This is a genomic window from Pseudomonas sp. LLC-1 (genome assembly GCF_002992185.1).
In the GTDB taxonomy this organism is placed as follows: domain Bacteria; phylum Pseudomonadota; class Gammaproteobacteria; order Pseudomonadales; family Pseudomonadaceae; genus Aquipseudomonas; species Aquipseudomonas monteilii.
On the sequence record NZ_LUVY01000015.1, the window covers coordinates 89054 to 113672 of the forward strand.

Sequence of the window (24619 nt, forward strand, 5' to 3'; positions counted from 1 at the left end):
CGCCGCGCGGGCGGCGCTCGATCTCACAGACGATGAATGCATCAAGGCGGATACCTGTCAGCCCTCACACCTTCTTCTGCGGATCGGTCGGCGACTCGATCCCATCGAGTATCGATTCCACCAACCCCTCCGCCAGTTCAATGGAATGCAGGCTCGACCAGTACATGCCACGGCCTTCTTCGCGCAGATACTCCAATGCTTTGGAACCCGTCTCATACGCACCACGCAGGTACAGGGCGACATGGACCAGAGCGTCCTCGGCGGAAATGTTCGGGTTGACGGTGAAGAGTGGGTCATGGCCGGCGTCGCAGCGGCCGAAGGGGCGGGTGGAGGTGCAGGGTAGGGGTGGATCTGGAACAATCTTCTTCATCATTAGATCTCGCTTCATGGCCCCACCCAGTCGTTACCACACAAATGGGTGGCAGCTGTACGCAGGGTGGTAAACCGGGTGGGAGATCTAAAACCCAGCAGGCACGAAGCCTCCTGCGAACAGCCGCCATGGACTGCCAAGATCACCCTGAACCCGGGTTACCACACCCGATCGCCAAGTTATTCAGCGACGGTTGAAGCCTAAGGGCAGAGGTTCCCACTGAGAAGGTGATGGCAGAGGACACGGATCGTAGGATATTTCCGAAGCGGCTAGCTGGACAGCCATTCGAGACAAAATCAGAAAAACCTGCGGTGAATTGGCCCTAACCCTGTGGGAGCGGGCATGCCCGCGAACACGGGCGAAGCCCGTGCCAGGCACCGAGTTGGATTCTTCGCGGGCGCGCCCGCTCCCACAAGGGCCCGAGCCCACCCGCGAGCGCTGTGGATAGATTCAGCCCGGGCGCACCACTTCGCCAGTAGCCAGGTTACGAATCACACTCGGGTTCTTCCGCCCGCCCAGCGCGCCGCCCAGCACCATGTCCAACTGACCATGGAAATACTGCTCAACCCGCAACCGGGTCTTCGCCGCCGGGCGCCCGCCGGGGTTGCACGAGGTGGAAATCAGCGGCCCCACCAGCGCGCACAGTTCACGCACAACCGGGTGATCACTGACCCGCAGCGCCACGGTGTCATGCTGGCCGGTCACCCATTCAGGCAACAGGTCCTGATGCGGCACCAGCCAGGTGTTCGGCCCCGGCCAGGTGCTGCCCATACGGTCGATCCAGTCTTCGGGGAAGTCCTCGAACAGGAAGTCGAACTGGCGAATGTTGTCGGCGATCAGGATCAGCCCTTTATCCACAGGTCGCGATTTCAGCGCCAGCAGGCGATACACCGCGTCCTCGTTCCACGGGTCGCAGCCCAGGCCCCAGACCGCTTCCGTCGGGTAGGCGATCACTGCGCCCGCCCGTACCTCACGTGCGGCTTGTTGCACACGAAAACTGCTCACCATTGCTGTCTCTCCGCCTATATACCTTGCTTGTGTGCAGTGTACTTAGCCCGCACGGGCAAACCAACGCCCGGCTTCATTGCTGACCCGGCCTTCCAGCTCCAGCTCGGTCAGTTGCGCCAGCACTTCGGCCAGCGGCAGCTCGCTGCAATGCGCCAGGCTTTCGCTGGTTTGCGGCGCGGCATGCAGCAGGGCAAGCAGGGGATGGTCGAATTTGTCCACAACGGCGGGTGGCAGGTTTTGCCAACCCTGCAAGCTCTCCAGGATCTGATCCACGCTTTCCACCAGCAGCGCGCCATCACGGATCAACTGGTGGCAGCCCTTCGAACCCGGGTGGTGAATGGAACCCGGTATGGCATACACCTCACGGCCATGCTCGGCCGCCAGCCGGGCAGTGATCAATGAACCGCTTGCAAGGCTGGCTTCGACCACCAGTACGCCCAACGACAGCCCACTGATGATGCGATTGCGCCGCGGGAAGTTGCCGGGCAATGGCCCGGCATTCAGCGGGTACTCGGAAACCAGTGCGCCGCCATGGTCGATCATCGCCTGCGCAAGCTCCAGGTGCCGCTGTGGATAAAGTTTTTGCAACCCCGTGCCAAGCACGCCAATCGTACCCCCACCAGCCTGCAACGCAGCCCGATGAGCGGCACCATCGATACCCACAGCCAAGCCGCTGGTGATAGTGAAACCGGCCTGCGCCAGGTAGCGGGAAAATGCCGCAGCGGTGTCGAGCGCCGGTGGTGTGGCACGCCTGCTGCCCACAATGGCCAGCTGTGGACGTTCGAGCAACGCAGGTTCGCCAGCCACGAAAAGCAGCGGCGGGGCATCGTCGATTTCCGCCAGCAATGCAGGGTAATCGGGGCCGTCCCACATCAGTAAATGTTGGCCAGGTCGCTCTAGCCAGGCCATTGCGGCCAGTGCGCCATCGCGCACTTCGGCGCTGCGCCGCGCGTCAATGGTGATCTGTGGGATGCCCAGTGCACGCCAGGCCGAACCCGGTGCACTGAGTGCAGAGCAGGCACTGCCAAAGGCTTCGAACAACGTGCGAAAACGTCGCAGTCCCATCCCGGTAAGGCAGTGCAGGCGTAATCGTGCATCCAGTTCGGCAGGCGAACAGAGCGACGAATGGTGAATTGGCATAGGGATCATCCTTGATCGAAACAGGGCCATTTACGTGGCACAACCTGTGGATAACTCTGTGAGTAACACTTTGAAAAGCTGTCCATTGATTGAAGGCTATCAAGCCCATAAACACCCTAGACGAGCTTGCCAGGTGCCGAAATCCCCGTTTCCCTTTATTATGTGTGCTCAGTTTTCAACCGAACGCACAGTGACTGCCTGACCTTATGGCCATCTTGAACATTCTCGAATTCCCGGACCCGCGCCTGCGCACCATCGCCAAGCCGGTGACGGTGTTCGACGACGCCCTGCGTCAGCTGATCGACGACATGTTTGAAACCATGTACGAAGCCCCTGGCATCGGCCTGGCCGCCACCCAGGTGAACGTGCACCTGCAGGTCGTGGTCATGGACCTCAGCGAAGACCGCAGCGAGCCGCGCGTCTTCATCAACCCCACGGTCGAAGAGCTGACCCATGACATGGGCCAGTATCAGGAAGGCTGCCTGTCGGTACCGGGCTTCTACGAGAACGTCGACCGCCCGCTGCGCGTACGGGTCAAGGCCCAGGACCGCGACGGCAAGCCGTACGAGCTGGAATGCGAAGGCCTGCTGGCGGTGTGTGTGCAGCACGAATTCGACCACCTCAACGGCAAGCTGTTCGTCGACTACCTGTCGCAGCTCAAGCGCGACCGGATCAAGAAGAAGCTGGAAAAGCAGCACCGCCAGCAAGCCTGATCCCCACCTTCCAGAAGGCTTGCTCCGGCAAGCCTTTTTCTTTTTTGAAGCGAGAACTCCATGCGCATCGTCTTTGCAGGCACTCCAGAGTTTGCCGCCGAACACCTCAAGGCCCTGCTCGACAGCCCGTACGAAATCGTGGCTGTCTACACCCAGCCCGACCGCCCTGCCGGCCGTGGCCAGAAGCTGATGCCAAGTGCGGTCAAGGCGCTGGCCGTGGCCCATGACATCCCGGTGTTCCAGCCGCAAACCCTGCGCAACGCCGACGCACAGGCTGAACTGGCTGCGTTGAAGCCAGACCTGATGGTGGTAGTCGCCTACGGCCTGATCCTGCCCCAGGTGGTGCTGGATATCCCGCGCCTGGGCTGCATCAATAGCCACGCCTCCCTGCTGCCACGCTGGCGCGGTGCGGCACCGATCCAGCGTGCCGTGGAAGCTGGCGACGCCGAGAGCGGTGTAACCGTGATGCGCATGGAAGCAGGCCTGGACACCGGCCCGATGCTGCTCAAGGTGGTGACCCCGATCAGCGCCGACGACACCGGCGGCACCTTGCACGACCGCCTGGCTGAGATGGGCCCGCCTGCTGTAGTCCAGGCCATCGCCGGCCTGGCCGACGGTTCGCTGCAAGGCGAAATGCAGGACGATGCCTTGGCTACTTATGCACACAAGCTGAACAAGGACGAGGCGCGCATCGACTGGAGCCGCCCGGCGGTTGAACTGGAGCGCAAGATTCGCGCTTTCAACCCGTGGCTGGCATGCCACAGCACCCTCGATGGCGAAAGCGTGAAGGTCCAGGCGGCCAGCGTGTCCACTGGCACAGGCGCCCCCGGCGAAATCCTGTCGGCCAGCAAAGACGGCCTGGTCGTCGCCTGCGGTGAGCAGGCGCTGAATCTGACCCGACTGCAACTGCCCGGCGGCAAGGCACTCAACTTCAGCGACCTGTTCAACAGCCGCCGCGAGAAGTTCGCCGCTGGCAAGGTGCTGGGCCAATGAACCCACGCCTCGCCGCCGCCCGTGCCCTTGCCGCTGTACTTAGCGGCAAGGCTTCGCTGAACAGCTCGCTGCCGGCGCAGCTGGACAAGGTCGATGAACGCGACCGTGGCCTGACCCAGGACCTGGCGTTCGGCACCGCACGCTGGCAGCCTCGCCTCGACCTGCTGGCCGCGCAACTGCTGCAAAAGCCGTTCAAGGCCGCCGATGCCGATGTGCAGGCGCTGCTGCTGGTCGGCCTGTATCAGTTGTTCTACACCCGTATTCCCGCCCACGCCGCCATCGGCGAAACCGTCGGCTGTGCCGACAAGCTGAAGAAGCCGTGGGCCAAAGGGCTGCTCAATGCCGTGCTGCGCCGCGCCCAGCGCGAAGGCGAGGAGCTGTTGGCAAGCATGGAGCGCGACCCGGTGGTACGCACCGCCCACCCGCGCTGGCTGCAAAAATCGCTGAAAGCGTTCTGGCCGGAGCAGTGGGAAGCCATCTGCGCCGCCAACAATGCCCACCCGCCGATGATCTTGCGGGTCAACCGCCGCCACCACAGCCGCGATGCCTACCTGGCACTGCTGGCCGAAGCTGGCGTGGCCGCCAGTGCCTGCCAGTTCAGCCGTGACGGCATAGTGCTGGCCGAAGCCTGCGACGTACGCGGCCTGCCAGGCTTCGCTGAAGGCTGGGTGAGCGTGCAGGACGAAGCCGCGCAACTGTCTGCCGACCTGCTTGAACTGGCCCCCGGCCAACGCGTGCTGGACGCCTGCTGCGCCCCGGGAGGCAAAACCTGCCACCTGCTCGAAGCCGAAGCCGGCCTGGCCCATGTGGTGGCGATCGACCTTGAAGCCAAGCGCCTGACCCGCGTACGCGAGAACCTCGACCGCTTGCAACTGGACGCCGAACTGATCGCCTGCGATGCCCGTGACACCGCCAGCTGGTGGGACGGCAAGCCGTTCCAGCGCATCCTGCTCGACGCCCCGTGCTCGGCCACTGGCGTGATCCGCCGCCACCCGGACATCAAGCTGACCCGTCAGGCCGACGACATTCCAGCCCTGGCTTCGCTGCAAGGCGAGCTGCTGGATGCCCTGTGGCCGACCCTGGAAGTAGGCGGCATGCTGCTGTACGCCACCTGCTCCAGCCTGCCGACCGAGAACACCGAAGTGATCGACGCCTTCCTGGCCCGCACCCCGGGCGCCCGTGAGCTGGACCTGGCCACCGAGGCCGGGCTGCGCCAGCCCCACGGTCGCCAGCTGCTGGCCCAGGAAGGCGGCCACGACGGTTTCTACTATGCCAAGCTGATCAAGATCGCCGCCTCGCGCGGATAAGAACAAAAGGTAGGGAGTAGCGGATGAAGATCATCATCCTCGGCGCAGGCCAGGTAGGCGGTACGCTGGCAGAGCACCTGGCCAGCGAAGCCAACGACATCACCGTGGTCGACACCGATGGCGACCGCCTGCGCGACCTGGGCGACCGCCTGGACATCCGCACCGTGCAAGGCCGCGGCTCGCTGCCGACGGTGCTGCGCCAGGCAGGCGCCGATGACGCCGACATGCTGGTAGCGGTGACCAACAGCGATGAAACCAACATGGTCGCCTGCCAGGTAGCCTATTCGCTGTTCCACACCCCGACCAAGATCGCCCGGGTACGGGAGTCGGCCTACCTCACCCGCGAAGAGCTGTTCGACAACGACCATATCCCGGTCGACGTGCTGATCAGCCCTGAGCAGGTGGTGACCAACTACATCAAGCGCCTGATCGAGCACCCGGGCTCGCTGCAGGTGATCGACTTCGCCGAAGGCAAGGCCCAGTTGGTGGCGGTAAAGGCTTACTACGGTGGCCCGCTGGTCGGCCAGCAACTGCGCCAGATTCGTGCGCACATGCCCAACGTCGATACCCGCGTGGCGGCCATCTTCCGCCGCGACCGGCCGATCACCCCACGGGGCGACACGGTAATCGAAGCCGACGACGAAGTGTTCTTCATTGCCGCGAAGAAAGACATCCGCGCCGTGATGGGCGAGCTGCGCCGCATCGACGAAACCAACAAGCGCATTGTCATCGCCGGGGGCGGGCAGATCGGCGAACGCTTGGCCGAGGCCATCGAAAGCCGCTACCAGGTGAAGATCATCGAGATGAGCCCGGCCCGTTGCCGGCACCTCTCCGATACTCTGGAAAGCACTGTAGTGCTGCAGGGCAGCGCTTCGGACAAGGACCTGATGCTCGAAGAGAACATCGCCGACGCCGATATTTTCCTGGCCCTGACCAACGACGACGAAGCCAACATCATGTCGTCGCTGCTGGCCAAGCGCCTGGGCGCGGGCAAAGTGATGACCATCATCAACAACCCGGCCTATGTCGACCTGGTGCAGGGCGGCGATATCGACATTGCCATCAGCCCGCAGTTGGCCACCATCGGCACCCTGCTGGCGCACGTGCGCCGTGGCGACATTGTCAGCGTGCACTCGCTGCGCCGTGGCGCGGCCGAGGCCATCGAAGCGGTGGCGCACGGGGATTCGAAGTCGAGCAAGGTGGTGGGCAAAGCCATCGAAGACATCGCCCTGCCACCGGGGACCACCATTGGCGCAATCATTCGTGACGAAGAGGTGATGATTGCCCACGACGACACCATGATCGAGTCGGGTGATCATGTGATCCTGTTCGTTGTGGATAAAAAGCATATTCGGGATGTGGAGAAGCTGTTCCACGTCGGCTTGAGTTTCTTCTAGGAGAAGACGGCATGCGCGAATCGCTGGAGAAGATGCTGGCCAAGGGTGTGGATAACCCGCTGCTGAGGTTTGGCCTGGGCAAGGCCTGGCTGGATGAAGGCAACGGCGCTGAAGCGGCGGTGCACCTGGCACGCTGTGTGGAGCAGGACCCGAAGTATTCGGCGGCCTGGAAGTTGCTGGGCAAGGCGTATCAGTTGCAGGGTGACCTGGCGGCGGCGCGCAAGGCCTGGGAGGACGGGATCGTGGCGGCGCAGGCCCATGGGGACAAACAGGCCGAGAAAGAGATGACCGTGTTCCTGAAGAAGCTCAACAAAGCATCGGGTTGACACGTCCCTGTGGGAGCGGGTTCACCCGCGAATGCGATGTTGGATTTACCGACGCATTCGCGGGTAAACGCGCTCCTACAGGGGACGGTGAAAGGCTTAATACCAGCGCGGCTCGCCAGCCGGGCGCTTCTTGAAGCGCTTCATGCTCCACATGTACTGGCTCGGGTACTCGCGCACATAGCGCTCGACCACCTTGCTCATCGCCGCCGCCGACTCGGTCACGTCAGTGCTGTACATCGCCTCCGGCGCCGCCTCCAGGAACACCTTGAAGCCCGAGCCATCCGGCAGCCGCAGGGCATGCAGGAACACCCCCACCGCCTTGCCACCGGCCAGCATGTTCGGCACGAACTTGCTGGTCAGCGCCTGGGTACCGAGAAACGGCACGAACACGCCCGCCGATTCCGCTGGCTCCGGGTCGGCAGGAATGCCCACCTGGCCACCCCGGCGCACTTCCTTGATCACGCTGAGAATGCCTTCCTTGGTCGAAGGCGCCACGCGGTTGCCCATCTGTACGCGCTGCTCGCGCAGCAGGTCATCCACCGCCTTCAGCTTGGGCGGGCGGTAGAAGATGATCGGTTTGCACTGGTTGCAGTAGAAGTGGTTCAGCACTTCCCAGTTGCCCAGGTGGCTGGTGATGCCCACCACACCCTTGCCCGAGGCCAAAGCCTGTTCCAGCACTTCCAGGCCATGCACTTCCTTGACCAGCTCCAGCGAACGCTGCGGCGGCCAGATCCAGGCACAGGCACTTTCGACAAAAGACTTACCAATATCCCGGAGTGCCTGGCCAACCAGTTGCTCACGGGCAACCGGGTCCATCTCCGGGAAACACTTGGCCAGGTTGATGCGCACCACGTTGCGCGAACTGTTGGGGATCTTCCACATCAGCCAGCCAATACCCGCGCCGACGCGCTGCACAGCGCCCCAGGGCAGCTTGGCAAACAGGCGCAGCACCCCGACCATCAGGGCGCCCTTGAACTTTTCCACAGGCGAATTCCTTATTTCAGCAAGGCGCGCATTGTAACCCCTCAGCGCAGCAAGGCGGCGTAGCGATCGCAATCGGTGGTGTGGTCCATGACCATGCCGGTAGCTTGCATGAAGGCATAGCAAATGGTCGGGCCGACGAACGTGAAGCCGGCTTTCTGCAGGGCCTTGCTCATGGCCTTGGCTTCATCGGTGACCGCCGGCACATCGCTACGGCCCTCGAAATGGTTGACCTTCGGCTCCCCGCCAACGAACGACCATAACCACTCGGCAGGGTTATCCACAGCCAGCCAGGCCTGCGCGTTGCGCCGGGCGGCCTTGAGTTTGAGCCGGTTGCGGATGATGCCGGCATCCTGCATCAGTTCTTCGATACGTTCGTCGCTCATGGCAGCCAACTGCACAGGGTCGAAGCCGTACATCACCTCGCGATAACGCTCGCGTTTGCGCAAAACAGTGATCCACGAAAGCCCCGCCTGGAACCCTTCGAGCAAAAGCATCTCGAAGAGCAACGCCGGGTCGCGCTGTGGCGTTCCCCATTCCTGGTCATGGTAGGCCTGGTACAACGGATCGTCGGTACACCAAAAGCAGCGTGGCATAAGGCTCCAATGAGTAGAGGGCGAGGCGAATCAGGTTATACTCCCGCTCTTTACATCCGCATCCCCAGATACAGGTGAATTTCGTGAGCCAGCCTACGCCAGCCGTGCGTACCTTCCAAGACCTGATCCTCGCCCTGCAAAACTACTGGGCAGCTCAAGGTTGTGTGGTGCTTCAGCCCTACGATATGGAAGTAGGCGCCGGCACTTTCCACACCGCTACATTCCTGCGCGCCGTGGGTCCAGAAACCTGGAACGCCGCCTATGTGCAGCCTAGCCGTCGCCCTGCCGACGGGCGGTATGGCGAAAACCCCAACCGCCTGCAGCACTACTACCAGTTCCAGGTGGTGCTCAAGCCGAACCCGGCCAACTTCCAGGAGCTGTACCTCGGCTCGCTGAAAGCCATCGGCCTGGACCCGCTGGTGCACGACATCCGCTTCGTCGAAGACAACTGGGAATCGCCAACCCTCGGCGCCTGGGGCCTGGGCTGGGAAATCTGGCTGAACGGCATGGAAGTGACCCAGTTCACCTACTTCCAGCAGGTAGGCGGCATCGAGTGCTACCCGGTCACCGGTGAAATCACCTACGGCCTGGAGCGCCTGGCCATGTACATCCAGGGCGTCGACTCGGTGTACGACCTGGTGTGGGCCGACGGCCCGTTCGGCAAGGTCACCTATGGCGACGTGTTCCACCAGAACGAAGTGGAGCAGTCGACCTACAACTTCGAACACGCCAACGTCGACAAGCTGTTCGAACTGTTCGACTTCTACGAAAGCGAAGCCAACCGCCTGATCAAGCTGGAGCTGCCGCTGCCGACCTACGAAATGGTCCTGAAGGCCTCGCACACCTTCAACCTGCTGGACGCCCGCCGCGCCATCTCGGTAACCGAGCGCCAGCGTTACATCCTGCGTGTACGTACCCTGGCCCGGGACGTGGCGCAAAGCTATCTGCAAGCCCGCGCACGCCTGGGCTTCCCGATGGCCACCCCTGAACTGCGTGACGAAGTGTTGGCTAAGCTGGAGGCTGCACAATGAGTGCTCAAGATTTCCTGGTAGAACTGGGCACCGAAGAGCTGCCACCGAAAGCCCTCGCCAGCCTCGGCGAAGCCTTCCTGGCCGGTATCGAGAAGGGCCTGCAGGCTGCTGGCCTGAACTACACCGGCAAGCAGGTGTATGCCGCACCGCGCCGCCTGGCCGTGCTGATCCGCCAGCTGGACGTGCAGCAGCCTGACCGCAGCATCAACATCGACGGCCCGCCCCTGCAGGCTGCTTTCAAAGACGGCGAGCCGACCCAGGCTGCCTTGGGCTTCGCCAAGAAGTGCGGCGTGGAGCTGGCCGAAATCGACCAGAGCGGCCCCAAGCTGCGCTTCTCCCAGCACATCCCGGGCAAGGCCACTGCCGGCCTGCTGCCAACCATCGTCGAAGACTCGCTCAACGACCTGCCGATTCCCAAGCGCATGCGCTGGGCGGCCAGCCGTGAAGAGTTCGTGCGCCCTACCCAATGGCTGGTGATGCTGCTGGGCGACCAGGTGGTCGACTGCACCATCCTGTCGCAGAAGGCCGGCCGTGAATCCCGTGGTCACCGCTTCCACCACCCGGAGAACGTGGTCATCACCACCCCGGCCAACTACGTCGAAGACCTGCGCAAAGCCTACGTGTTGGCCGACTTCGCCGAGCGTCGCGAGCTGATCAGCAAGCGTACCGCCGAGCTGGCCATGCAGCAGGAAGGCACTGCCATCGTGCCACCGGCGCTGCTGGACGAAGTGACTGCCTTGGTCGAATGGCCAGTGCCGCTGGTGTGCTCGTTCGAGGAGCGCTTCCTCGAAGTGCCGCAGGAAGCCCTGATCACCACCATGCAGGACAACCAGAAGTACTTCTGCCTGCTGGACAGCGAAGGCAAGCTGCTGCCGCGCTTCATCACCGTGGCCAACGTTGAAAGCCGCGACCCGAAGCAGATCGTGCAAGGCAACGAGAAGGTTGTGCGCCCACGCCTGACCGACGCCGAGTTCTTCTTCAAGCAAGACAAGAAGCAGCCGCTGGAAACCTTCAACGAGCGCCTGAAGAACGTGGTGTTCCAGGCCCAGCTGGGCACTGTGTACGACAAAGCCGAGCGCGTTTCCAAACTGGCTGCCTTCATCGCCCCGCTGATCGGTGGCGACGCCCAGCGCGCTGGCCGTGCCGGCCTGCTGTCCAAGTGCGACCTGGCCACCGAGATGGTTGGCGAGTTCCCTGAAATGCAGGGTGTTGCCGGTTACTACTACGCGCTCAACGACGGTGAGCCGGAAGATGTGGCCCTGGCCCTGAACGAGCAGTACATGCCGCGCGGTGCTGGCGCCGAGCTGCCGCAGACCCTTACCGGGGCTGCCGTGGCCATCGCCGACAAGCTCGATACCCTGGTGGGTATCTTCGGCATCGGCATGCTGCCAACCGGCAGCAAAGACCCCTACGCCCTGCGCCGTGCTGCCTTGGGCGTGCTGCGTATCCTGATCGAGAAGCAGCTGGACCTGAACCTGACCGGTGCGGTCGAGTTCGCGGTCAAGCAGTTCGGTGCCAAGGTCAAGGCTGCCGGCTTGTCGGAGCAGGTGCTGGAATTCATCTTCGACCGCCTGCGTGCACGCTACGAAGACGAAGGCATCGACGTGGCCACCTACCTGTCGGTGCGTGCCCTGCAGCCAGGTTCTGCCCTGGACTTCGACCAGCGCGTACAGGCCGTGCAGGCCTTCCGCAAGCTGCCGGAAGCCGAAGCCCTGGCCGCGGTGAACAAGCGTGTGTCGAACCTGCTGAGCAAGGCCGAAGGCGCCATCGCCGAACAGGTCGAGCCCAAGTACTTCGACAATGCCAACGAGTTCTCCCTGTACTCGGCCATTCAGCAAGCCGACCAGGCCGTGCAACCGATGGCTGCTGCACGCCAGTACAGCGAATCGCTGGCCCGCCTGGCGGCCCTGCGTGACCCGGTCGACGCCTTCTTCGAGGCGGTGATGGTCAACGCCGAAGACGCCAAGGTACGCGCCAACCGTTATGCCCTGCTCAGCCGCCTGCGCGGTCTGTTCCTGGGCGTGGCCGACATTTCGCTGCTGGGGTAAGCCTTGAAACTGCTGATTCTCGACCGTGACGGGGTGATCAACCATGACTCCGACGCCTATATCAAGACGCTGGAAGAGTGGGTACCGATCCCGGGTTCGGTCGAAGCGATCGCGCAGTTGAGCAAGGCGGGCTGGAAGGTGGCCGTGGCCACCAACCAGTCCGGTATTGCCCGTGGCTATTACACTCTGGCAACCCTTGAGGCCATGCACGCGCGCCTGCGCGCGCTGGTGGCCGAGCAGGGCGGCGAGGTGGGCCATATCGTGTATTGCCCGCACGGGCCGGACGAAGGCTGCGATTGCCGCAAGCCCAAGCCTGGCATGCTGCGGGCTATCGCCGAGCATTACCAGGTCGGCCTTGAGGGCGTCTGGTTTGTTGGCGACAGCAAAGGTGACCTGGAGGCCGCCCTGGCCGTCGGTGCACAACCCGTGTTGGTGAAAACCGGCAAGGGCGAGCGGACCCTGGAAAAAGGTGTCCCGGAAACTACACTGATTTTCGACGATCTGGCAGCTATCGCCAGAGAACTAATTTAAACAGTGCGCCTTCGGGCGCACTTTTCTCAGGCGGGCATGCCCCGCAATGGTACAAGCCACTATGTCGATCCTGCAGGCGATCAGAATCTTTCTTTTTTACCTGCTGCTGGGCACCAGTTCGCTGCTGTGGTGCTCGCTGAGCTTTTTCGTCGCGCCGTTCCTGTCGTTCCCCAAGCGCTACAAGTTCATCAACGTATATTGGTGCCGCTGCGCGCTGTTCCTGGTGCGCACCATTCTCGGCATCGACTACAAGATCACTGGCGCCGAGAACGTGCCCAATGAGCCTTGCGTGATCCTGTCGAACCACCAGAGCACCTGGGAAACCTTCTTCCTGTCCCAGTACTTCTCGCCGTTGAGCCAAGTGCTCAAGCGCGAGCTGCTGTATGTGCCGTTCTTCGGCTGGGCCATGGCCATGCTGCGACCGATCGCGATCAACCGCGACAACCCCAAGGAAGCCCTGCGCCAAGTGGCGAGCAAGGGTGACGAGCTGCTCAAGCAGAAGACCTGGGTGCTGATTTTCCCGGAAGGCACCCGCGTGCCCTTCGGCACGGTGGGCAAGTTTTCCCGTGGCGGTACCGCTCTGGCGGTAAATGCCGGGCTGCCGGTGCTGCCGATTGCCCACAACGCGGGCAAGTTCTGGCCAAAGACGGGTTGGGGCAAACGCTCTGGCACCATCGAGGTGGTCATTGGCGAACCCATGTACGCCAATGGCAGCGGGCCACGTGCCATTGCAGAGCTCAACGACCGCGCCGCAGCGTGGAACGAGGCGACTCAGCGGGCCATGGGTTCGCTGCCGCCAGCAGAGGAAAAACCCCAGGAACAGACAGCTTGATTTTCTGTGGATAACTTGTGAGCAGTTTTTCGATCGAATGCTTCAAGTGATCCCTAAGTAATTGAATTAGCTGTTTATTTCTACGTATGACATTTTTCTTGAAATCGTGCATAAGTTTTTTCGAGGCATAAAAAAACCGGCTTTTACAGCCGGTTTTTTTATGGCGTGTGGACAGCATCAGACCTTGTCGATATCCACATCCTTGGTTTCTTTGAGGCAGAAGATCCCCACCACCAGGCTCACCCCGGTCACCAGAATCGGGTACCACAGCCCGTAGAAGATATCCCCGGTGTACACCACCAGCGCGAACGAGACCGTCGGTAGGAAGCCGCCGAACCAGCCGTTGCCAATGTGGTAGGGCAGTGACATCGAGGTGTAGCGGATACGGGTCGGGAACAGTTCGACCATTACCGCCGCCAAGGGGCCGTAGGTCATGGTCGCGATCAGAATCATCGCCACGATCAGCACCACCACCATCACCTGGTTGACCTGCGCCGGGTCGGCCTTGGCTGGGTAGCCCGCCTGCTCGATTGCCGCACGCATGGCGGTTTCGTCGAAGCCATTGATGGCCTTGTCGCCAATATTTACCACTACATCACTGCCCGCCACGCTCACCGATTTGTACGGCAAGCCCTGCTTGACCAGGAACGTCTTGACCTTGTCGCACGGGCTGTCGAAACGCGCCTTGCCCACCGGGTCGAACTGGAAGGTGCAGCCTTGCGGGTCGGCGGTTACCACGATTGGCGCCTGGCGGCTGGCGGCATCAATCTGCGGGTTGGCGTAGTGGCTCAGCGCCTTGAACAGCGGGAAGTACAGCACGGTGGCCAGCAGCAGGCCGAGCATCAGGATCGGCTTACGACCGATACGGTCGGACAACCAGCCGAAGAACACGAAGAACGGCGCACCAATCACCACACTGATGATCAGCAGGGTGTTGGCCTGTGCCGGGTCCATCTTCAGCATCTGGGTCATGAAGAACAGCACGTAGAACTGTGCCGTGTAGAAGGTCACGGCTTGCCCGGCGTTGATGCTGAACAGGGCGGTAAGTACCACCTTCAGGTTTGGCCAAGAGGTGAACGACTCACGGATCGGCGATTTGCTCACCTTGCCCTGGGCCTTCATTTTCACGAACGCCGGCGACTCATGCATGCTCATACGAATCCAGGTGGAGATGGCCAGCAGCACGATCGACAGCAGGAACGGCAGGCGCCAGCCCCAGGTTTCGAACTGGTCGCCGCTGATGTAGCGGCTGCCCAGTACCACCAGCAGCGACAGCAGCAGCCCAAGGGTGGCGGTGGACTGGATGAAACCGGTGTGGAAGCCACGCTTGCCAGGCGGTGCGTGTTCAGCCACATAAGTGGCAGCACCGCCGTACTCACCGCCCAGCGCCAGCCCCTGCAACATCCGCAGAATCACCAGGATGATCGGTGCTGCGATGCCGATGCTGGCATAGGTGGGCAACAGCCCCACCGCGAAGGTGGACAGGCCCATCAGCACGATGGTGACCAGGAAGGTGTACTTGCGCCCGATCATATCGCCCAGGCGGCCGAACACCAGTGCACCGAAGGGCCGCACCAGAAAACCGGCGGCGAAGGCCATAAGGGCGAAGATGAAGGCGGTGGTGTCGTTCACACCCGCAAAAAACTGCTTGCTGATGACCGCTGCCAACGCGCCATAGAGAAAAAAGTCATACCACTCGAAAACTGTCCCGAGGGATGACGCGAAAATGATCTTGCGTTCTTCACGGCGGCTGGAGCTGCTGGCCGCCGCACCCTGCTCTTGGATGTAATCCGACATCGTTGCTGTCCTCGGCCCGCAGGCCACAGTGATTATTCTTGTTGTTCCACTGTCGGCAGCCTCTGACCGCAAGCCGCCGGTACTGCACGCACCCGGTCAGGGCGTCGGTAAGGCGTCTTCATTCAGATAGGTTTGGGTCGCAGCTCCTTTGAGAATCAGTTGCGCCGCCTTTTCGGCGATCATGAGGGTAGGTGAGCAGGTATTGCCGGAAGTGATCTGCGGCATGATCGAGGCATCCGCTACGCGCAGGCCGGGGATGCCGTGTACGCGCAGCTGGTTATCCACAACGTCCAGGGCGCCGGCGCCCATGCGGCAGGTACCGACCGGGTGGAAGATGGTGGTGCCGATTTTGCCAGCGGCCTCGAACAGTTCTTCCTCGGTTTGCAGGGCCGGGCCCGGCAGGTATTCCTTGGGCTCGAACGCCGCGAGGGCAGGGGCCTGGACGATGCGCCGGGTAAGGCGAATGGCATCGGCAGCGACGCGCAGGTCCTGTGGGTCGCTGAGGTAATTGGGGTCGATCAGCGGCGTGCTGTTCATGTCGGTGCTGCGAATATCGATACGCCCGCGGCTGGCCGGACGCAGGTTACACACCGAAGCGGTGAACGCCGGGAACGAATGCAGCGGCTCGCCGAAACGCTCCAGTGAAAGCGGCTGCACGTGGTACTGCAGGTTGGCAGTGGCCTGATCCGGACTTGAACGCACAAATGCACCCAATTGACTCGGCGCCATGGCCAGCGGGCCACTGCGGTCATAGAGGTAGCGCAAGCCCATACCCATCTTGCCCCAGAGGCTGTTGGCCATCTGGTTCAAGGTGCGGGCGTTGCGGACCTGGTAGATCAGGCGCAGTTGCAGGTGGTCCTGAAGGTTGCCGCCGACACCCGGCATGTCGTGGCGAACGCCGATACCCAGGCTTTCCAGCAGTTGGCGCGGGCCGATACCGGAGCGCTGCAGAATGCCAGGTGAACCGACGGCTCCGGCGCAAAGGATGATCTCGCGGCGCGCCGCAAACTCGTGCCAAGCGCCTTGCCAAAATGCTTTCACCGCCCGCGCACGGGTATTGTTGAGCAGTACCTGATCAACCTGAACGCCGGTCAGCACGGTGAGGTTAGCGCGGTCCTTGATTGGTCGCAGGAAGGCTTTGGAGGCGTTCCAGCGTACTCCGCTGCGCTGGTTGACCTGAAAGTATCCACAGCCTTGGTTGTCGCCGGTGTTGAAGTCATCGACCTTGCCGACGCCACTTTGCTCGGCGGCATCGCGGAAAGCATCGAGAATCGGCCAGCTGTAGCGCTGGCGTTCGACCCGCCATTCGCCGTCATCGCCGTGGTGCTCGCTGGCGCCGGCAAAGTGGTTCTCGCTGGCCTTGAACAGCGGCAATACATCTTTCCATGCCCAACCGTCGTTACCTTGTTCGGCCCAAGCATCATAGTCGGCCGCCTGGCCACGCATGTAGATCATGCCATTGATCGAGGAGCAGCCACCAAGCACCTTGCCGCGCGGGTAGCCCAGTGCGCGACCGCCAAGACCAGCCTGGGGCTCGGTCTTGAAACACCAGTCAGTGCGCGGGTTGCCTATGCAGTAGAGATAACCCACGGGAATGTGGATCCAGGGATAGTTATCGCGGCCACCCGCTTCCAGCAGCAAGACGCGGCAGGAAGGGTCGGCGGACAAACGATTGGCCAGCAGGCAACCGGCGGGACCGGCCCCTACGACCACGTAGTCGAAGGCAGAATCGGCTGATGGCATGTGCAACCTCGGGCCTGTTTTTTATTCTTGTCCCGATCCATCTTAGTGAGTAATTTCGTGGAGGAAACACGAGATTTCGCGCAGCCGCTGTGCGTTTTAGCACAGCGACCATCACTGCAACGGCGTGCGCCTGCAAAGGTTCTCGCCGTCTGGATGCATAGGGACAAGCATGTTCGACTGGAACGATCTTCGGTTTTTCCTCGAGTTGCAGCGCAGCGGCCGCCTACTCACTGCCGCCAAGCGCCTCAACACCACCCACAGCACCGTGGCTCGGCACATCGAGAGCATCGAGCAAAGCCTGGGCACCGCACTATTTGTACAACATGCCCAAGGCTACGAGCTGACCCCCTCGGGCCAAGCCTTGCTCAAACACGCCGAGGCCATGGAAAATGTCGCGCTGCTGGCGCAGGAAGAAATCACCCAGGCCATCACCCCATTGGGCAAGATTCGCCTGGGGGTGACCGAAGGCATCGGCATCATGTTCTTCACACCACGCATGAACGCGTTGTTCGAGCGCTACCCCGGCCTGGAAGTGGAGCTGGTCGCCGTACCGCGTTTCGTCAGCATCCTCAATCGCGAAGCAGAAATCAGCATCCACTTGGAACGGCCCAATGCCGACCTGCTGATCACCCGCAAACTCACCGATTATCGACTGGCCCTGTACGCCAGCCAGGACTACCTGGACCGCGCACCGCCCCTGCGCAACCGCGAAGACCTGGCCCGGCACAGCTGGATCGGCTACGTAGACGACCTGCTGTTCAGCCAGGAACTGTTGTTTCTCAACAGTTTCTGCCGGGCCCCGAATGTAGTGTTTCGCAGCACCAGTGTAATCGCCCAACAGGCCGCTGCCCGTGCCGGCCTGGGCATTGCAGTGCTGCCCAATTACATGGCTCGCCACGACCCGACGCTGGTGCGCGTGCTGCCGGGTGAAACCATCCAGCGCAGCTACTGGATCTGCACACGGCGCGAGCTGCACAAATCAGTGCGCCTGCGGGTGGTATGGGACTACCTGCTGGCGCTGTGTTTTGCTGAACAAAACGAACTTCTGGCCCAGTAATGAGCCACGACAAACAGCAGCGCCGCGCTCAGCACGCGGCACTGCCAGTGACTGATCGAAGCGACCTAGAGCTCGACCATACTCACTATCAAAGTGATGGTGATAGTAGAGACCAACGTCGTCCAGGTAATCATCGAGGCCATGGCTGGCGCATCACCACCCATTTGCCTGGCCAGGATGTAAGCATTACCCGCACATGGGACGCAGGCATACAGCAACGCAACATTGGCTGCGGTACCAGAGACGCCAAGGCCCATGATTAAAGCCAGCGTCACGATTGGCAGCAGCAAAAGCTTCAGCACGACCACGTACAGCGTAGCCAGAACACCCGCTACCTGAAGATTCAACATCAGCCCAGCACCTACAGACATCAAGCTAAGCGGGGTAGCAGCACTACCCAGATAGCTCATGAACTGCTCAACCGGCCCCACGATGCGCACCTCGTACAGGTTCAGGGCCAACCCCACCAGTACCCCAATGATCAGCGGGTTTTTGATGAGCGCGGCAAGCATGCTGCCCGGTGATTTGCGACCGCCCTCACCAAACTGATTCATCACCAACACACTCATCACATTGGTGGTAATGATCAGATAAGCAACGAATACACCGGATATCGCAACCCCTTCAGCACCATACAAGGAATGCGCCAAGGCAATGAACACATACGAGTTGTAGCGTATACCACCTTGAAAAATCGACGTGAACAGGTCGTTTCGAACCCTGAGGATTGCCTGGCCCAAAAATATGATAACCGCAACCACCAACGTTGCGCCCACTGTCGCAAAAATGGCGGTAGACGTTTCACCACTGCCAAAGTCGGCCTCACTGATATCCCGTATGAGCAGGGCTGGAAAAAACAGGTAGTAAACCAATTTATCGACATGTTTCCACCAGCCCGCATCACTGATGAACCACCGCTTGACGGTATTACCGGCAACTATCAATAGAAAGATTGGTAATACCGAGAAGAAGGTAGTCAGCATGCGCTCGCCTCCTGTGGCAGGAAGATTCGCGACTTCACCCTTTGCAACTGACGGTGCCCCCACAAATTGTTGGCGACAAACACGCGCTGCACCCAACGCATCGGGTTGTTCAGGTCATCGAGTGATGCACTGAAACGGTCACGCGAGTGAAGTGTGAAGCGATTATCAATATAAGCCAACATTCCCGGTTTTATATCGACACCAATCGATACCGTTTTTATTGCGTCATGGAATTTTTCCATTGCCTGGGCGGCACGCGCATTCAACGCCTCAACCATATCGGGGTAAAATACAGCATTGATTTCTGGAAAACTGTTGCTGCCGCAAACCATTGGAACGGCTGGGGTTACGTAGGTTCCTTCCTTCCGCCAGCGATAGGGAACCTTGATTTGGTAGAGCGGTTGACGCAGCCACGAGACATCGCTCGCATCGAGCAAATCGAGCGCGTTGCGGGCGTCGGCAAGGCGCGTCATCGGGCCGTTGCGGTCATGCCGAACACCGGTGAGCAGCAGGCCGAGCGGGTAAGCATTCAACCCGTCCATAAACTTCAATGCCGCGTTCTCGATATGAAAGTCAAGTTCCACATCGGAGCCAAGTCCTGTGTACTCACCTTTTGTCTGGGTACCCGGTATAAGATTATTGACGATATTGGCACCCTCAAACTGCACCGAGTACGGTTCACCTATCAACGCGGCAAACATCATGATCAGGTTTTCACTGATCGTGCCGCTTTTGCACGCGGGGAGGAACCTTTGTGGATCCGGAGTGGTAAACACTTGTTCATCGACCGGCAGGTTTTCGAACACAAGGTAGGGCTTGGGATGCAGCGACGCACGCTGTTCGGAAAGTATATCTATGACGCGCCTTGGCAACGTGGACGCAGCGGCCATCCGTAGGTCTGTAATATAAACTTGATCCCCTTGCGTATCATAATTAATAGTGGCCAATACCCTCGCCAACTGATCGCGTTCACTGTCGGTAAATTTGTACATGCAGGTGTTGTCCACGGGTGCACTCCTCTGAGCTGTTGCTGGTTCAAGTAACCACTGGGCTTTTAATGGAGTGCAAACTATCAATGTGGAAGACTCAAAGGGAGTAGGTCACGCTTCCTCAGGATCAAATTGCACAGCTGAACTGTGTGTTTATTGACATAAGAGTTGCTCGACCTGCCCCCAAGCGGCCTAGCCCCACAGTGCCTTGACGGCCAGAAGCAGAGCCGCCGCCCATCCAGCCACCGCAAACAATTGCTGCAAGCGCGGCCCAGCCAACTTCGCAGCCAGAGGCCTCACCAGTAGCAAGCCGAGCACCGCGCCAAAAGCGAAGGGTGCCCCGACCTGCCACTGCATGGCGCCCGCCAGGCTGGCGCTGACCACACTTCCGGTGGATACCAGGGCGATTACTGCCAACGAAGTGGAAACGATGCTGGCCATGCGTAGGTTGGTATAGCGGTTCAACGCAGGGATGATGACGAAGCCACCACCCACACCCAACAGGCCGGACAGTAACCCAGACAACGCCCCGGTGAATGCCAGGGCACGCGCGCAGGGAAGGGTCCAGCGCAAACGGCCCTGCAACGGGTTCAACACACAGGGTTCGATATAGCGATGGGCGTCATTGGCTTCACCGCGCAGCTCCTTGGCAGCCTTGCGCCAGATACGCAGGCAGGCGTACACCAACACACCCGCGAACACCACCTGCAAGGGTGTGTTCGGCAAGCGGTGCGCAAGCATCAGCCCGAACGGCGCGGCAACCACACCCACCATCGCAATGAACAGCGCCGCCCGATAACGCACCAGCCCCTGTCGTAGGCCCAGCACCGCGCCAACCGCTGCAGCCAGGCCTACGGCCAGCAGGCCGACCGGAGCGGCCTCGACCATCGACAGCCCCAGCCCGAACACCAACAAAGGCACGGCGAGAATGCCACCGCCTGCGCCGGTCAATGCCAGGACCGCGCCGATGATCGCGCCCAGGCCCGCCCCCAACAATTGATGTTCGATCACTTCCCACCCTCTGCACCCAACGGCTGCGGCCGAGCCAGCCACTCGCGGCCCTTCAGCATGCCTTGCCAGTACAGCGGTGGCAGCGCTTGCGCCTTCAGCAACCAAGCCAGGCGCGTTGGTTTGCGGCCATCCAGCAACCAGCTGGGGAAGCTCGGTGCCAGCTTGCCGCCATAGGTGAACTCAGCCAGGACGATTTTGCCGCGCTCTACAGTCAGCGGGCACGAGCCATAGCCGTCGTACTGGGCGAGGGTAGGCAACCTGCCCAATGCCACCAACACGTTGTTGGCCACGACCGGCGCCTGCTTACGGGCAGCCGCAGCAGTCTTGGCATTGCTGGTGTTGGCCACATCACCCAGGGCATGGATGTTGATGTACTTGCGGTGGCGCAGGGTATGCGGGTCGACATCGACCCAGCCCGCGTTATCGGCCAAGGGGCTTTCACGAATGAAGGCCGGCGCCACCTGGGGAGGGACCACATGGAGCATGTCAAAGGCCTCGATGTGCGTTTCGCTGCTGCCGTCGGGCAGGGTGCACACGAAGGTGGCGCGCTTGTTCGGGCCATCCACGGCCACCAGTCGGTGGGAGAAATGGAGGTCCACGGCGTATTTGTCTATGTACTTCATCAGCGCGGGCACATAGTCCGCCACACCGAACAACACAGCGCCAGCATTGAAGAAGCTGGCTTTCACTGCCCCCAGATGGCCGTGGCGTAACCAGTGGTCGCAAGACAGGTACAACGCCTTCTGCGGCGCGCCCGCACATTTGATCGGCATGGGCGGCTGGCTGAATATGGCACGGCCTTGCTTGAGCTTCTGCACCAGCTCCCAAGTATAGGGCGCCAGGTCGTAGCGGTAGTTGGAGGTGACACCGTTGCGGCCCAGGGTTTCGCTGAGCCCATCAATGGCCGCCCAGTCCAGCGCAAGGCCGGGGCAGACTACCAGCTGTTCATAGCTGATGGCGCGACCGTCCTCGAGGACGACCAACTGGCCCAGCGGATCGAAAGCCTGCACCCGCGCCTTGACCCAGCGTACCCCGCGCGGAATGGTCGAGGCCATGGTGCGGGCGGTGCTCGGTGCCTTGAACACACCGGCACCGACCATGGTCCAGCCGGGTTGGTAGTAATGCACTTCGGCGGGGTCGATCAAGGCAACGTCCAGCGACGGGTCACGGCTGATCAGGCTGGAAGCGGTAGCGATACCGGCGGCACCGGCACCGACGATGACCACTTTGTGATGGTCGGTATTGGCAGGGGACAACAAGGCAGGCATGGCGGTAAATCCTGGAAATCTGATTATGGGGCAGGGCGGTTACAGCTTGTTCAGCGGAATCTTCAGGTAGCTCACGCCGTTCTCTTCCGGCGCAGGGAACTGGCCGCTGCGCATGTTCACCTGCACCGAAGGCAGGATCAGCACCGGCATGTCGAGGGTCTTGTCGCGCGCTTCACGCATGGCGACAAAACTGTCTTCGTCGATGCCCTGATGAATGTGGATGTTGCTGGCGCGCTGTTCGGCCACGGTAGTGACGTACTGCATGTCGCGGCCACCCGGCAGGTAGTCGTGGCACATGAACAGCCGGGTCTGGTCGGGGAAAGCCAGCAATCGACGGATCGAGCGGTACAGGGTGCGGGCATCGGCACCCGGGAAGTCACAGCGGGCAGTACCGTAGTCGGGCATGAACAGCGTATCGCCGACAAACACCGCAATTTTGCCAGCGTCTTCGATCATGAAGCTCATGCACGCGGGCGTGTGCCCTGGGGTGTGCAGTGCACGGGCATGCAGGTTTCCGATCCTGAAACCCTCCTCGTCTTCGAGCAGCACATCAAACTGGCTGCCGTCGTGGGCGAAGCCAGGCTCAGCGTTGAACAGCGCACCGAACACTTTCTGCACTTGGGTGATGTGAGCACCAATAGCGGTGTGGCCGCCCAGCTTTGCCTTCAGGTAGGCAGCCGCTGAAAGGTGGTCGGCGTGTACATGGGTTTCCAGCACCCAGCGCACGCTGGCATTCAGTTCGGTCACGCGTGCGATGAGGCGATCCGCCGATGTGCTGCAGGTGCGCCCGGACTTGGGATCGTAATCAAGCACGCTGTCGATCAATGCGCACTGCCGGGTTTCACGGTCCATGACCAAGTAGCTGATGGTCGAGGTCGCCTTGTCGTAAAAGGCGTCCACGTGAAGGTTGTTGCCGATGATCATCACGTTCTCCAATTTATCCGCCCCGCCTTGTAAGGCGTAGGCAGTAACAGGAGGTTTATCAAGATGCATGCCAGGCTTTTTAACGTGCTTGGGCCAATGAAACCGGCCCATTGCAAACAACTGGCAGCAATACTGGCAGCCCATGTGGCAGTCGACTGTCAGCCAATGGCAGTGTTTGGCAGTCCTTGTTACCCTGCGCCGGTCATCCAACGGTGCCGTCATGCCTGAAGCTCATCCCCTTATCCTAGCGCTGGTTTCCTACCTTGAGCACGATGCCCTGCCGGCCATCGTGCTGGACACCGACTACAACATCCTGGCCGCCAACGCCGCCTATCGCCGCCAGTTCGGCCACCACGAGCAAGCCCCGTTGGGCGAAAAATGCCACAAGGTCTCGCATCACTACGCCGTGCCCTGCGACCAGGCCGGCGAGCATTGCCCGATGCGCAAAGCCTGGGACAGCAAGGTGCCGGAGCGGGTATTGCACATTCATCACACACCACGTGGCCCCGAGCATGTCGATGTCGAACTGCGCCCGATCCTGGATGAGCAGGGCAGGGTGGTGGCCTTTGTCGAACGCCTGACCACCATCACCCTCGCGTCAGCGCAACCTCAGGAGCAGGGCTTGGTCGGACGCGCGCCAGCCTTCAAGGCCGCCTTGGCCAGCCTTCAACGTGCGGCGCCAGCGCAGATCCCGGTATTGCTGCAGGGTGAATCGGGTAGTGGTAAAGAGCTGTTCGCCCGTGCGGTGCATATGGGCAGCCCCAGAGCCAACGGCCCGCTGGTGGTGGTTGACTGCACTGGCCTGACCGAGTCGCTGTTCGAAAGCGAGTTGTTCGGTTATGAAAAAGGCGCGTTCACCGGTGCCAACCAACGCAAGATCGGCCTGGCCGAGGCGGCCCATGGAGGCACCCTTTTTCTCGACGAGATCGGTGAGGTGCCGCTGGCGATGCAGGTGAAGCTGCTGCGTCTGATCGAGTCCGGCAGCTTCCGCCCGGTGGGCAGCCTGCGCACGGTGCACTCGGACTTCCGCCTGGTTTCGGCCACACACAAACCGCTCAAGCAAATGGTTGCGCAGGGCACCTTCCGTGAAGACCTGTATTACCGCATCAGCGGTTTCCCCATTCGCCTGCCTGCGCTGCGCGAGCGGGTGGAAGATCTGCCGCTGCTCGCGCAAAGCCTGTTACAGCGAATGGCTGGCAAGCCTACGCCCAGCCTGAGTGAGGATGCCTTGCAGCAGCTTGGCTTGCATCCGTTTCCCGGCAATATCCGCGAGCTGCGCAACATACTGGAAAGGGCGCGGCTGTTTGCCGATGACGGGCTGATCCGACCTGAACACTTGCCAGAAGATATCGGGCCGGCTGGGGCGATCACGAAAGGTGGCCGTCGAAAAAATCTGGGGGAGCTGGCTCAGGCGCTGGAACAATTCAAGGGCTCGCGTAGCGAACTGGCCAGCCATCTTGGCATGAGCGAACGCACGCTCTATCGCCGTTTAAAGGCGCTCGGGCTGAATTGAAAGGGCGGCAGACTTTACCGGACCTTTACCTGCGCCCTGACATTAAAGGGCAAAAATCGTG

The 24619-nt window shown here is 61.3% G+C and carries 23 protein-coding genes; 11 read left to right on the forward strand and 12 right to left on the reverse strand.

Features of this window, described 5'->3' with window-relative positions; genetic code table 11:
- Positions 1–64: 64 nt before the first annotated feature.
- From A0O30_RS15530 to dprA, 3 genes are all read right to left on the reverse strand, one after another.
- Complete coding sequence (locus A0O30_RS15530; protein WP_105947096.1) at positions 65–373, reverse strand: hypothetical protein; 309 nt, start codon at positions 371–373, stop codon at positions 65–67.
- 447 nt (positions 374–820) lie between these two features.
- Entirely contained in the window at positions 821–1378 is a 558-nt protein-coding gene (locus A0O30_RS15540) for an L-threonylcarbamoyladenylate synthase (RefSeq protein WP_060499858.1), read from the reverse strand.
- A 42-nt stretch (positions 1379–1420) separates the two neighbouring features.
- Positions 1421–2518 carry a DNA-processing protein DprA gene (gene dprA / locus A0O30_RS15545; RefSeq protein WP_105947097.1) on the reverse strand — a complete coding sequence of 366 codons (1098 nt, stop codon included), beginning with the start codon at positions 2516–2518 and terminating at the stop codon, positions 1421–1423.
- A gap of 206 nt (positions 2519–2724) precedes the next feature.
- Between dprA and def the strand changes: the two genes are divergently transcribed.
- The 5 genes from def to A0O30_RS15570 are packed head-to-tail and all read left to right on the forward strand — an operon-like array spanning position 2725 to position 7254.
- Positions 2725–3231 (forward strand): peptide deformylase, encoded by a 507-nt coding sequence (gene def, locus A0O30_RS15550; RefSeq protein WP_016712797.1) that lies wholly within the window; start codon positions 2725–2727, stop codon positions 3229–3231.
- 60 nt (positions 3232–3291) lie between these two features.
- On the forward strand, positions 3292–4224 hold the full coding sequence (gene fmt, locus A0O30_RS15555) for a methionyl-tRNA formyltransferase (protein WP_105947098.1): 933 nt from the start codon (positions 3292–3294) through the stop codon (positions 4222–4224).
- Positions 4221–5531 carry a 16S rRNA (cytosine(967)-C(5))-methyltransferase RsmB gene (rsmB, locus tag A0O30_RS15560; protein ID WP_105947099.1) on the forward strand — a complete coding sequence of 437 codons (1311 nt, stop codon included), beginning with the start codon at positions 4221–4223 and terminating at the stop codon, positions 5529–5531. The genes fmt and rsmB overlap by 4 nt, the downstream gene beginning before the upstream one ends.
- A gap of 23 nt (positions 5532–5554) precedes the next feature.
- Positions 5555–6928, forward strand: coding sequence for a Trk system potassium transporter TrkA (gene trkA / locus A0O30_RS15565; protein ID WP_016712794.1), 1374 nt, complete (start codon positions 5555–5557; stop codon positions 6926–6928).
- Positions 6929–6939: 11 nt separating this feature from the next.
- Positions 6940–7254, forward strand: a complete 315-nt coding sequence (locus A0O30_RS15570; protein ID WP_105947100.1) for a tetratricopeptide repeat protein — start codon at positions 6940–6942, stop codon at positions 7252–7254.
- A gap of 96 nt (positions 7255–7350) precedes the next feature.
- Here A0O30_RS15570 and A0O30_RS15575 read toward each other — a convergent pair whose 3' ends face one another.
- Positions 7351–8238: a lysophospholipid acyltransferase gene (locus tag A0O30_RS15575; protein WP_016712792.1), complete on the reverse strand. Its 888-nt coding sequence runs from the start codon at positions 8236–8238 to the stop codon at positions 7351–7353.
- A 41-nt stretch (positions 8239–8279) separates the two neighbouring features.
- Positions 8280–8831, reverse strand: a complete 552-nt coding sequence (locus A0O30_RS15580; RefSeq protein ID WP_105947101.1) for a DNA-3-methyladenine glycosylase I — start codon at positions 8829–8831, stop codon at positions 8280–8282.
- A gap of 83 nt (positions 8832–8914) precedes the next feature.
- Between A0O30_RS15580 and glyQ the strand changes: the two genes are divergently transcribed.
- Genes glyQ through A0O30_RS15600 form a run of 4 tightly spaced genes read left to right on the forward strand, consistent with a single transcriptional unit; the run spans position 8915 to position 13273 of the window.
- Positions 8915–9862, forward strand: coding sequence for a glycine--tRNA ligase subunit alpha (gene glyQ, locus A0O30_RS15585; protein ID WP_003253126.1), 948 nt, complete (start codon positions 8915–8917; stop codon positions 9860–9862).
- Positions 9859–11910 carry a glycine--tRNA ligase subunit beta gene (gene glyS, locus A0O30_RS15590; RefSeq protein WP_016712790.1) on the forward strand — a complete coding sequence of 684 codons (2052 nt, stop codon included), beginning with the start codon at positions 9859–9861 and terminating at the stop codon, positions 11908–11910. Before glyQ ends, glyS begins: the two co-directional genes overlap by 4 nt.
- A 3-nt stretch (positions 11911–11913) precedes the next feature.
- Positions 11914–12441 carry a D-glycero-beta-D-manno-heptose 1,7-bisphosphate 7-phosphatase gene (gene gmhB / locus A0O30_RS15595; protein ID WP_105947102.1) on the forward strand — a complete coding sequence of 176 codons (528 nt, stop codon included), beginning with the start codon at positions 11914–11916 and terminating at the stop codon, positions 12439–12441.
- A 46-nt stretch (positions 12442–12487) separates the two neighbouring features.
- Positions 12488–13273, forward strand: a complete 786-nt coding sequence (locus A0O30_RS15600; RefSeq protein WP_016712788.1) for a 1-acyl-sn-glycerol-3-phosphate acyltransferase — start codon at positions 12488–12490, stop codon at positions 13271–13273.
- A gap of 177 nt (positions 13274–13450) precedes the next feature.
- On the opposite strand, the gene A0O30_RS15605 is transcribed toward A0O30_RS15600, so the two are convergent.
- Positions 13451–15070, reverse strand: coding sequence for an MFS transporter (locus A0O30_RS15605; RefSeq protein WP_028699544.1), 1620 nt, complete (start codon positions 15068–15070; stop codon positions 13451–13453).
- Between the two features lie 96 nt (positions 15071–15166).
- Complete coding sequence (locus tag A0O30_RS15610) at positions 15167–16813, reverse strand: GMC family oxidoreductase (protein ID WP_105947103.1); 1647 nt, start codon at positions 16811–16813, stop codon at positions 15167–15169.
- Positions 16814–16982: 169 nt separating this feature from the next.
- Between A0O30_RS15610 and A0O30_RS15615 the strand changes: the two genes are divergently transcribed.
- Positions 16983–17870 (forward strand): LysR family transcriptional regulator, encoded by an 888-nt coding sequence (locus tag A0O30_RS15615; protein WP_105947104.1) that lies wholly within the window; start codon positions 16983–16985, stop codon positions 17868–17870.
- A gap of 65 nt (positions 17871–17935) precedes the next feature.
- Here the strand turns inward: A0O30_RS15615 and A0O30_RS15620 are convergent, their stop codons facing one another.
- From A0O30_RS15620 to A0O30_RS15640, 5 genes are all read right to left on the reverse strand, one after another.
- Positions 17936–18853 carry an AEC family transporter gene (locus A0O30_RS15620; protein ID WP_105947105.1) on the reverse strand — a complete coding sequence of 306 codons (918 nt, stop codon included), beginning with the start codon at positions 18851–18853 and terminating at the stop codon, positions 17936–17938.
- Positions 18847–19860 (reverse strand): TauD/TfdA family dioxygenase, encoded by a 1014-nt coding sequence (locus tag A0O30_RS15625; RefSeq protein WP_105947106.1) that lies wholly within the window; start codon positions 19858–19860, stop codon positions 18847–18849. Before A0O30_RS15625 ends, A0O30_RS15620 begins: the two co-directional genes overlap by 7 nt.
- 174 nt (positions 19861–20034) lie before the next feature.
- Positions 20035–20853 (reverse strand): sulfite exporter TauE/SafE family protein, encoded by an 819-nt coding sequence (locus A0O30_RS15630; RefSeq protein WP_105947107.1) that lies wholly within the window; start codon positions 20851–20853, stop codon positions 20035–20037.
- Entirely contained in the window at positions 20850–22121 is a 1272-nt protein-coding gene (locus A0O30_RS15635; RefSeq protein ID WP_105947108.1) for an FAD/NAD(P)-binding oxidoreductase, read from the reverse strand. The genes A0O30_RS15630 and A0O30_RS15635 overlap by 4 nt, the downstream gene beginning before the upstream one ends.
- 39 nt (positions 22122–22160) lie before the next feature.
- Complete coding sequence (locus tag A0O30_RS15640; protein WP_105947109.1) at positions 22161–23045, reverse strand: MBL fold metallo-hydrolase; 885 nt, start codon at positions 23043–23045, stop codon at positions 22161–22163.
- Positions 23046–23265: 220 nt separating this feature from the next.
- Here A0O30_RS15640 and A0O30_RS15645 point away from each other — a divergent pair, with 220 nt between their 5' ends.
- Positions 23266–24558 carry a sigma-54-dependent Fis family transcriptional regulator gene (locus tag A0O30_RS15645; protein WP_105947110.1) on the forward strand — a complete coding sequence of 431 codons (1293 nt, stop codon included), beginning with the start codon at positions 23266–23268 and terminating at the stop codon, positions 24556–24558.
- Positions 24559–24619 lie beyond the last annotated feature (61 nt).

What these genes read in the sequence shown, in the direction of transcription:
- rsmB (WP_105947099.1), top strand. Translation starts at nt 4,221, where the DNA reads ATGAACCCACGCCTCGCCGCCGCCCGTGCCCTTGCCGCTGTACTTAGC.
- def (WP_016712797.1), top strand. Translation starts at nt 2,725, where the DNA reads ATGGCCATCTTGAACATTCTCGAATTCCCGGACCCGCGCCTGCGCACC.
- A0O30_RS15640 (WP_105947109.1), bottom strand. Translation starts at nt 23,045, where the DNA reads ATGATCATCGGCAACAACCTTCACGTGGACGCCTTTTACGACAAGGCG.
- A0O30_RS15570 (WP_105947100.1), top strand. Translation starts at nt 6,940, where the DNA reads ATGCGCGAATCGCTGGAGAAGATGCTGGCCAAGGGTGTGGATAACCCG.
- dprA (WP_105947097.1), bottom strand. Translation starts at nt 2,518, where the DNA reads ATGCCAATTCACCATTCGTCGCTCTGTTCGCCTGCCGAACTGGATGCA.
- A0O30_RS15645 (WP_105947110.1), top strand. Translation starts at nt 23,266, where the DNA reads ATGCCTGAAGCTCATCCCCTTATCCTAGCGCTGGTTTCCTACCTTGAG.
- A0O30_RS15605 (WP_028699544.1), bottom strand. Translation starts at nt 15,070, where the DNA reads ATGTCGGATTACATCCAAGAGCAGGGTGCGGCGGCCAGCAGCTCCAGC.
- A0O30_RS15580 (WP_105947101.1), bottom strand. Translation starts at nt 8,831, where the DNA reads ATGCCACGCTGCTTTTGGTGTACCGACGATCCGTTGTACCAGGCCTAC.
- fmt (WP_105947098.1), top strand. Translation starts at nt 3,292, where the DNA reads ATGCGCATCGTCTTTGCAGGCACTCCAGAGTTTGCCGCCGAACACCTC.
- A0O30_RS15600 (WP_016712788.1), top strand. Translation starts at nt 12,488, where the DNA reads ATGGTACAAGCCACTATGTCGATCCTGCAGGCGATCAGAATCTTTCTT.
- glyS (WP_016712790.1), top strand. Translation starts at nt 9,859, where the DNA reads ATGAGTGCTCAAGATTTCCTGGTAGAACTGGGCACCGAAGAGCTGCCA.
- A0O30_RS15540 (WP_060499858.1), bottom strand. Translation starts at nt 1,378, where the DNA reads ATGGTGAGCAGTTTTCGTGTGCAACAAGCCGCACGTGAGGTACGGGCG.
- A0O30_RS15530 (WP_105947096.1), bottom strand. Translation starts at nt 373, where the DNA reads ATGATGAAGAAGATTGTTCCAGATCCACCCCTACCCTGCACCTCCACC.
- A0O30_RS15635 (WP_105947108.1), bottom strand. Translation starts at nt 22,121, where the DNA reads ATGCCTGCCTTGTTGTCCCCTGCCAATACCGACCATCACAAAGTGGTC.
- trkA (WP_016712794.1), top strand. Translation starts at nt 5,555, where the DNA reads ATGAAGATCATCATCCTCGGCGCAGGCCAGGTAGGCGGTACGCTGGCA.
- A0O30_RS15610 (WP_105947103.1), bottom strand. Translation starts at nt 16,813, where the DNA reads ATGCCATCAGCCGATTCTGCCTTCGACTACGTGGTCGTAGGGGCCGGT.
- A0O30_RS15615 (WP_105947104.1), top strand. Translation starts at nt 16,983, where the DNA reads ATGTTCGACTGGAACGATCTTCGGTTTTTCCTCGAGTTGCAGCGCAGC.
- A0O30_RS15620 (WP_105947105.1), bottom strand. Translation starts at nt 18,853, where the DNA reads ATGCTGACTACCTTCTTCTCGGTATTACCAATCTTTCTATTGATAGTT.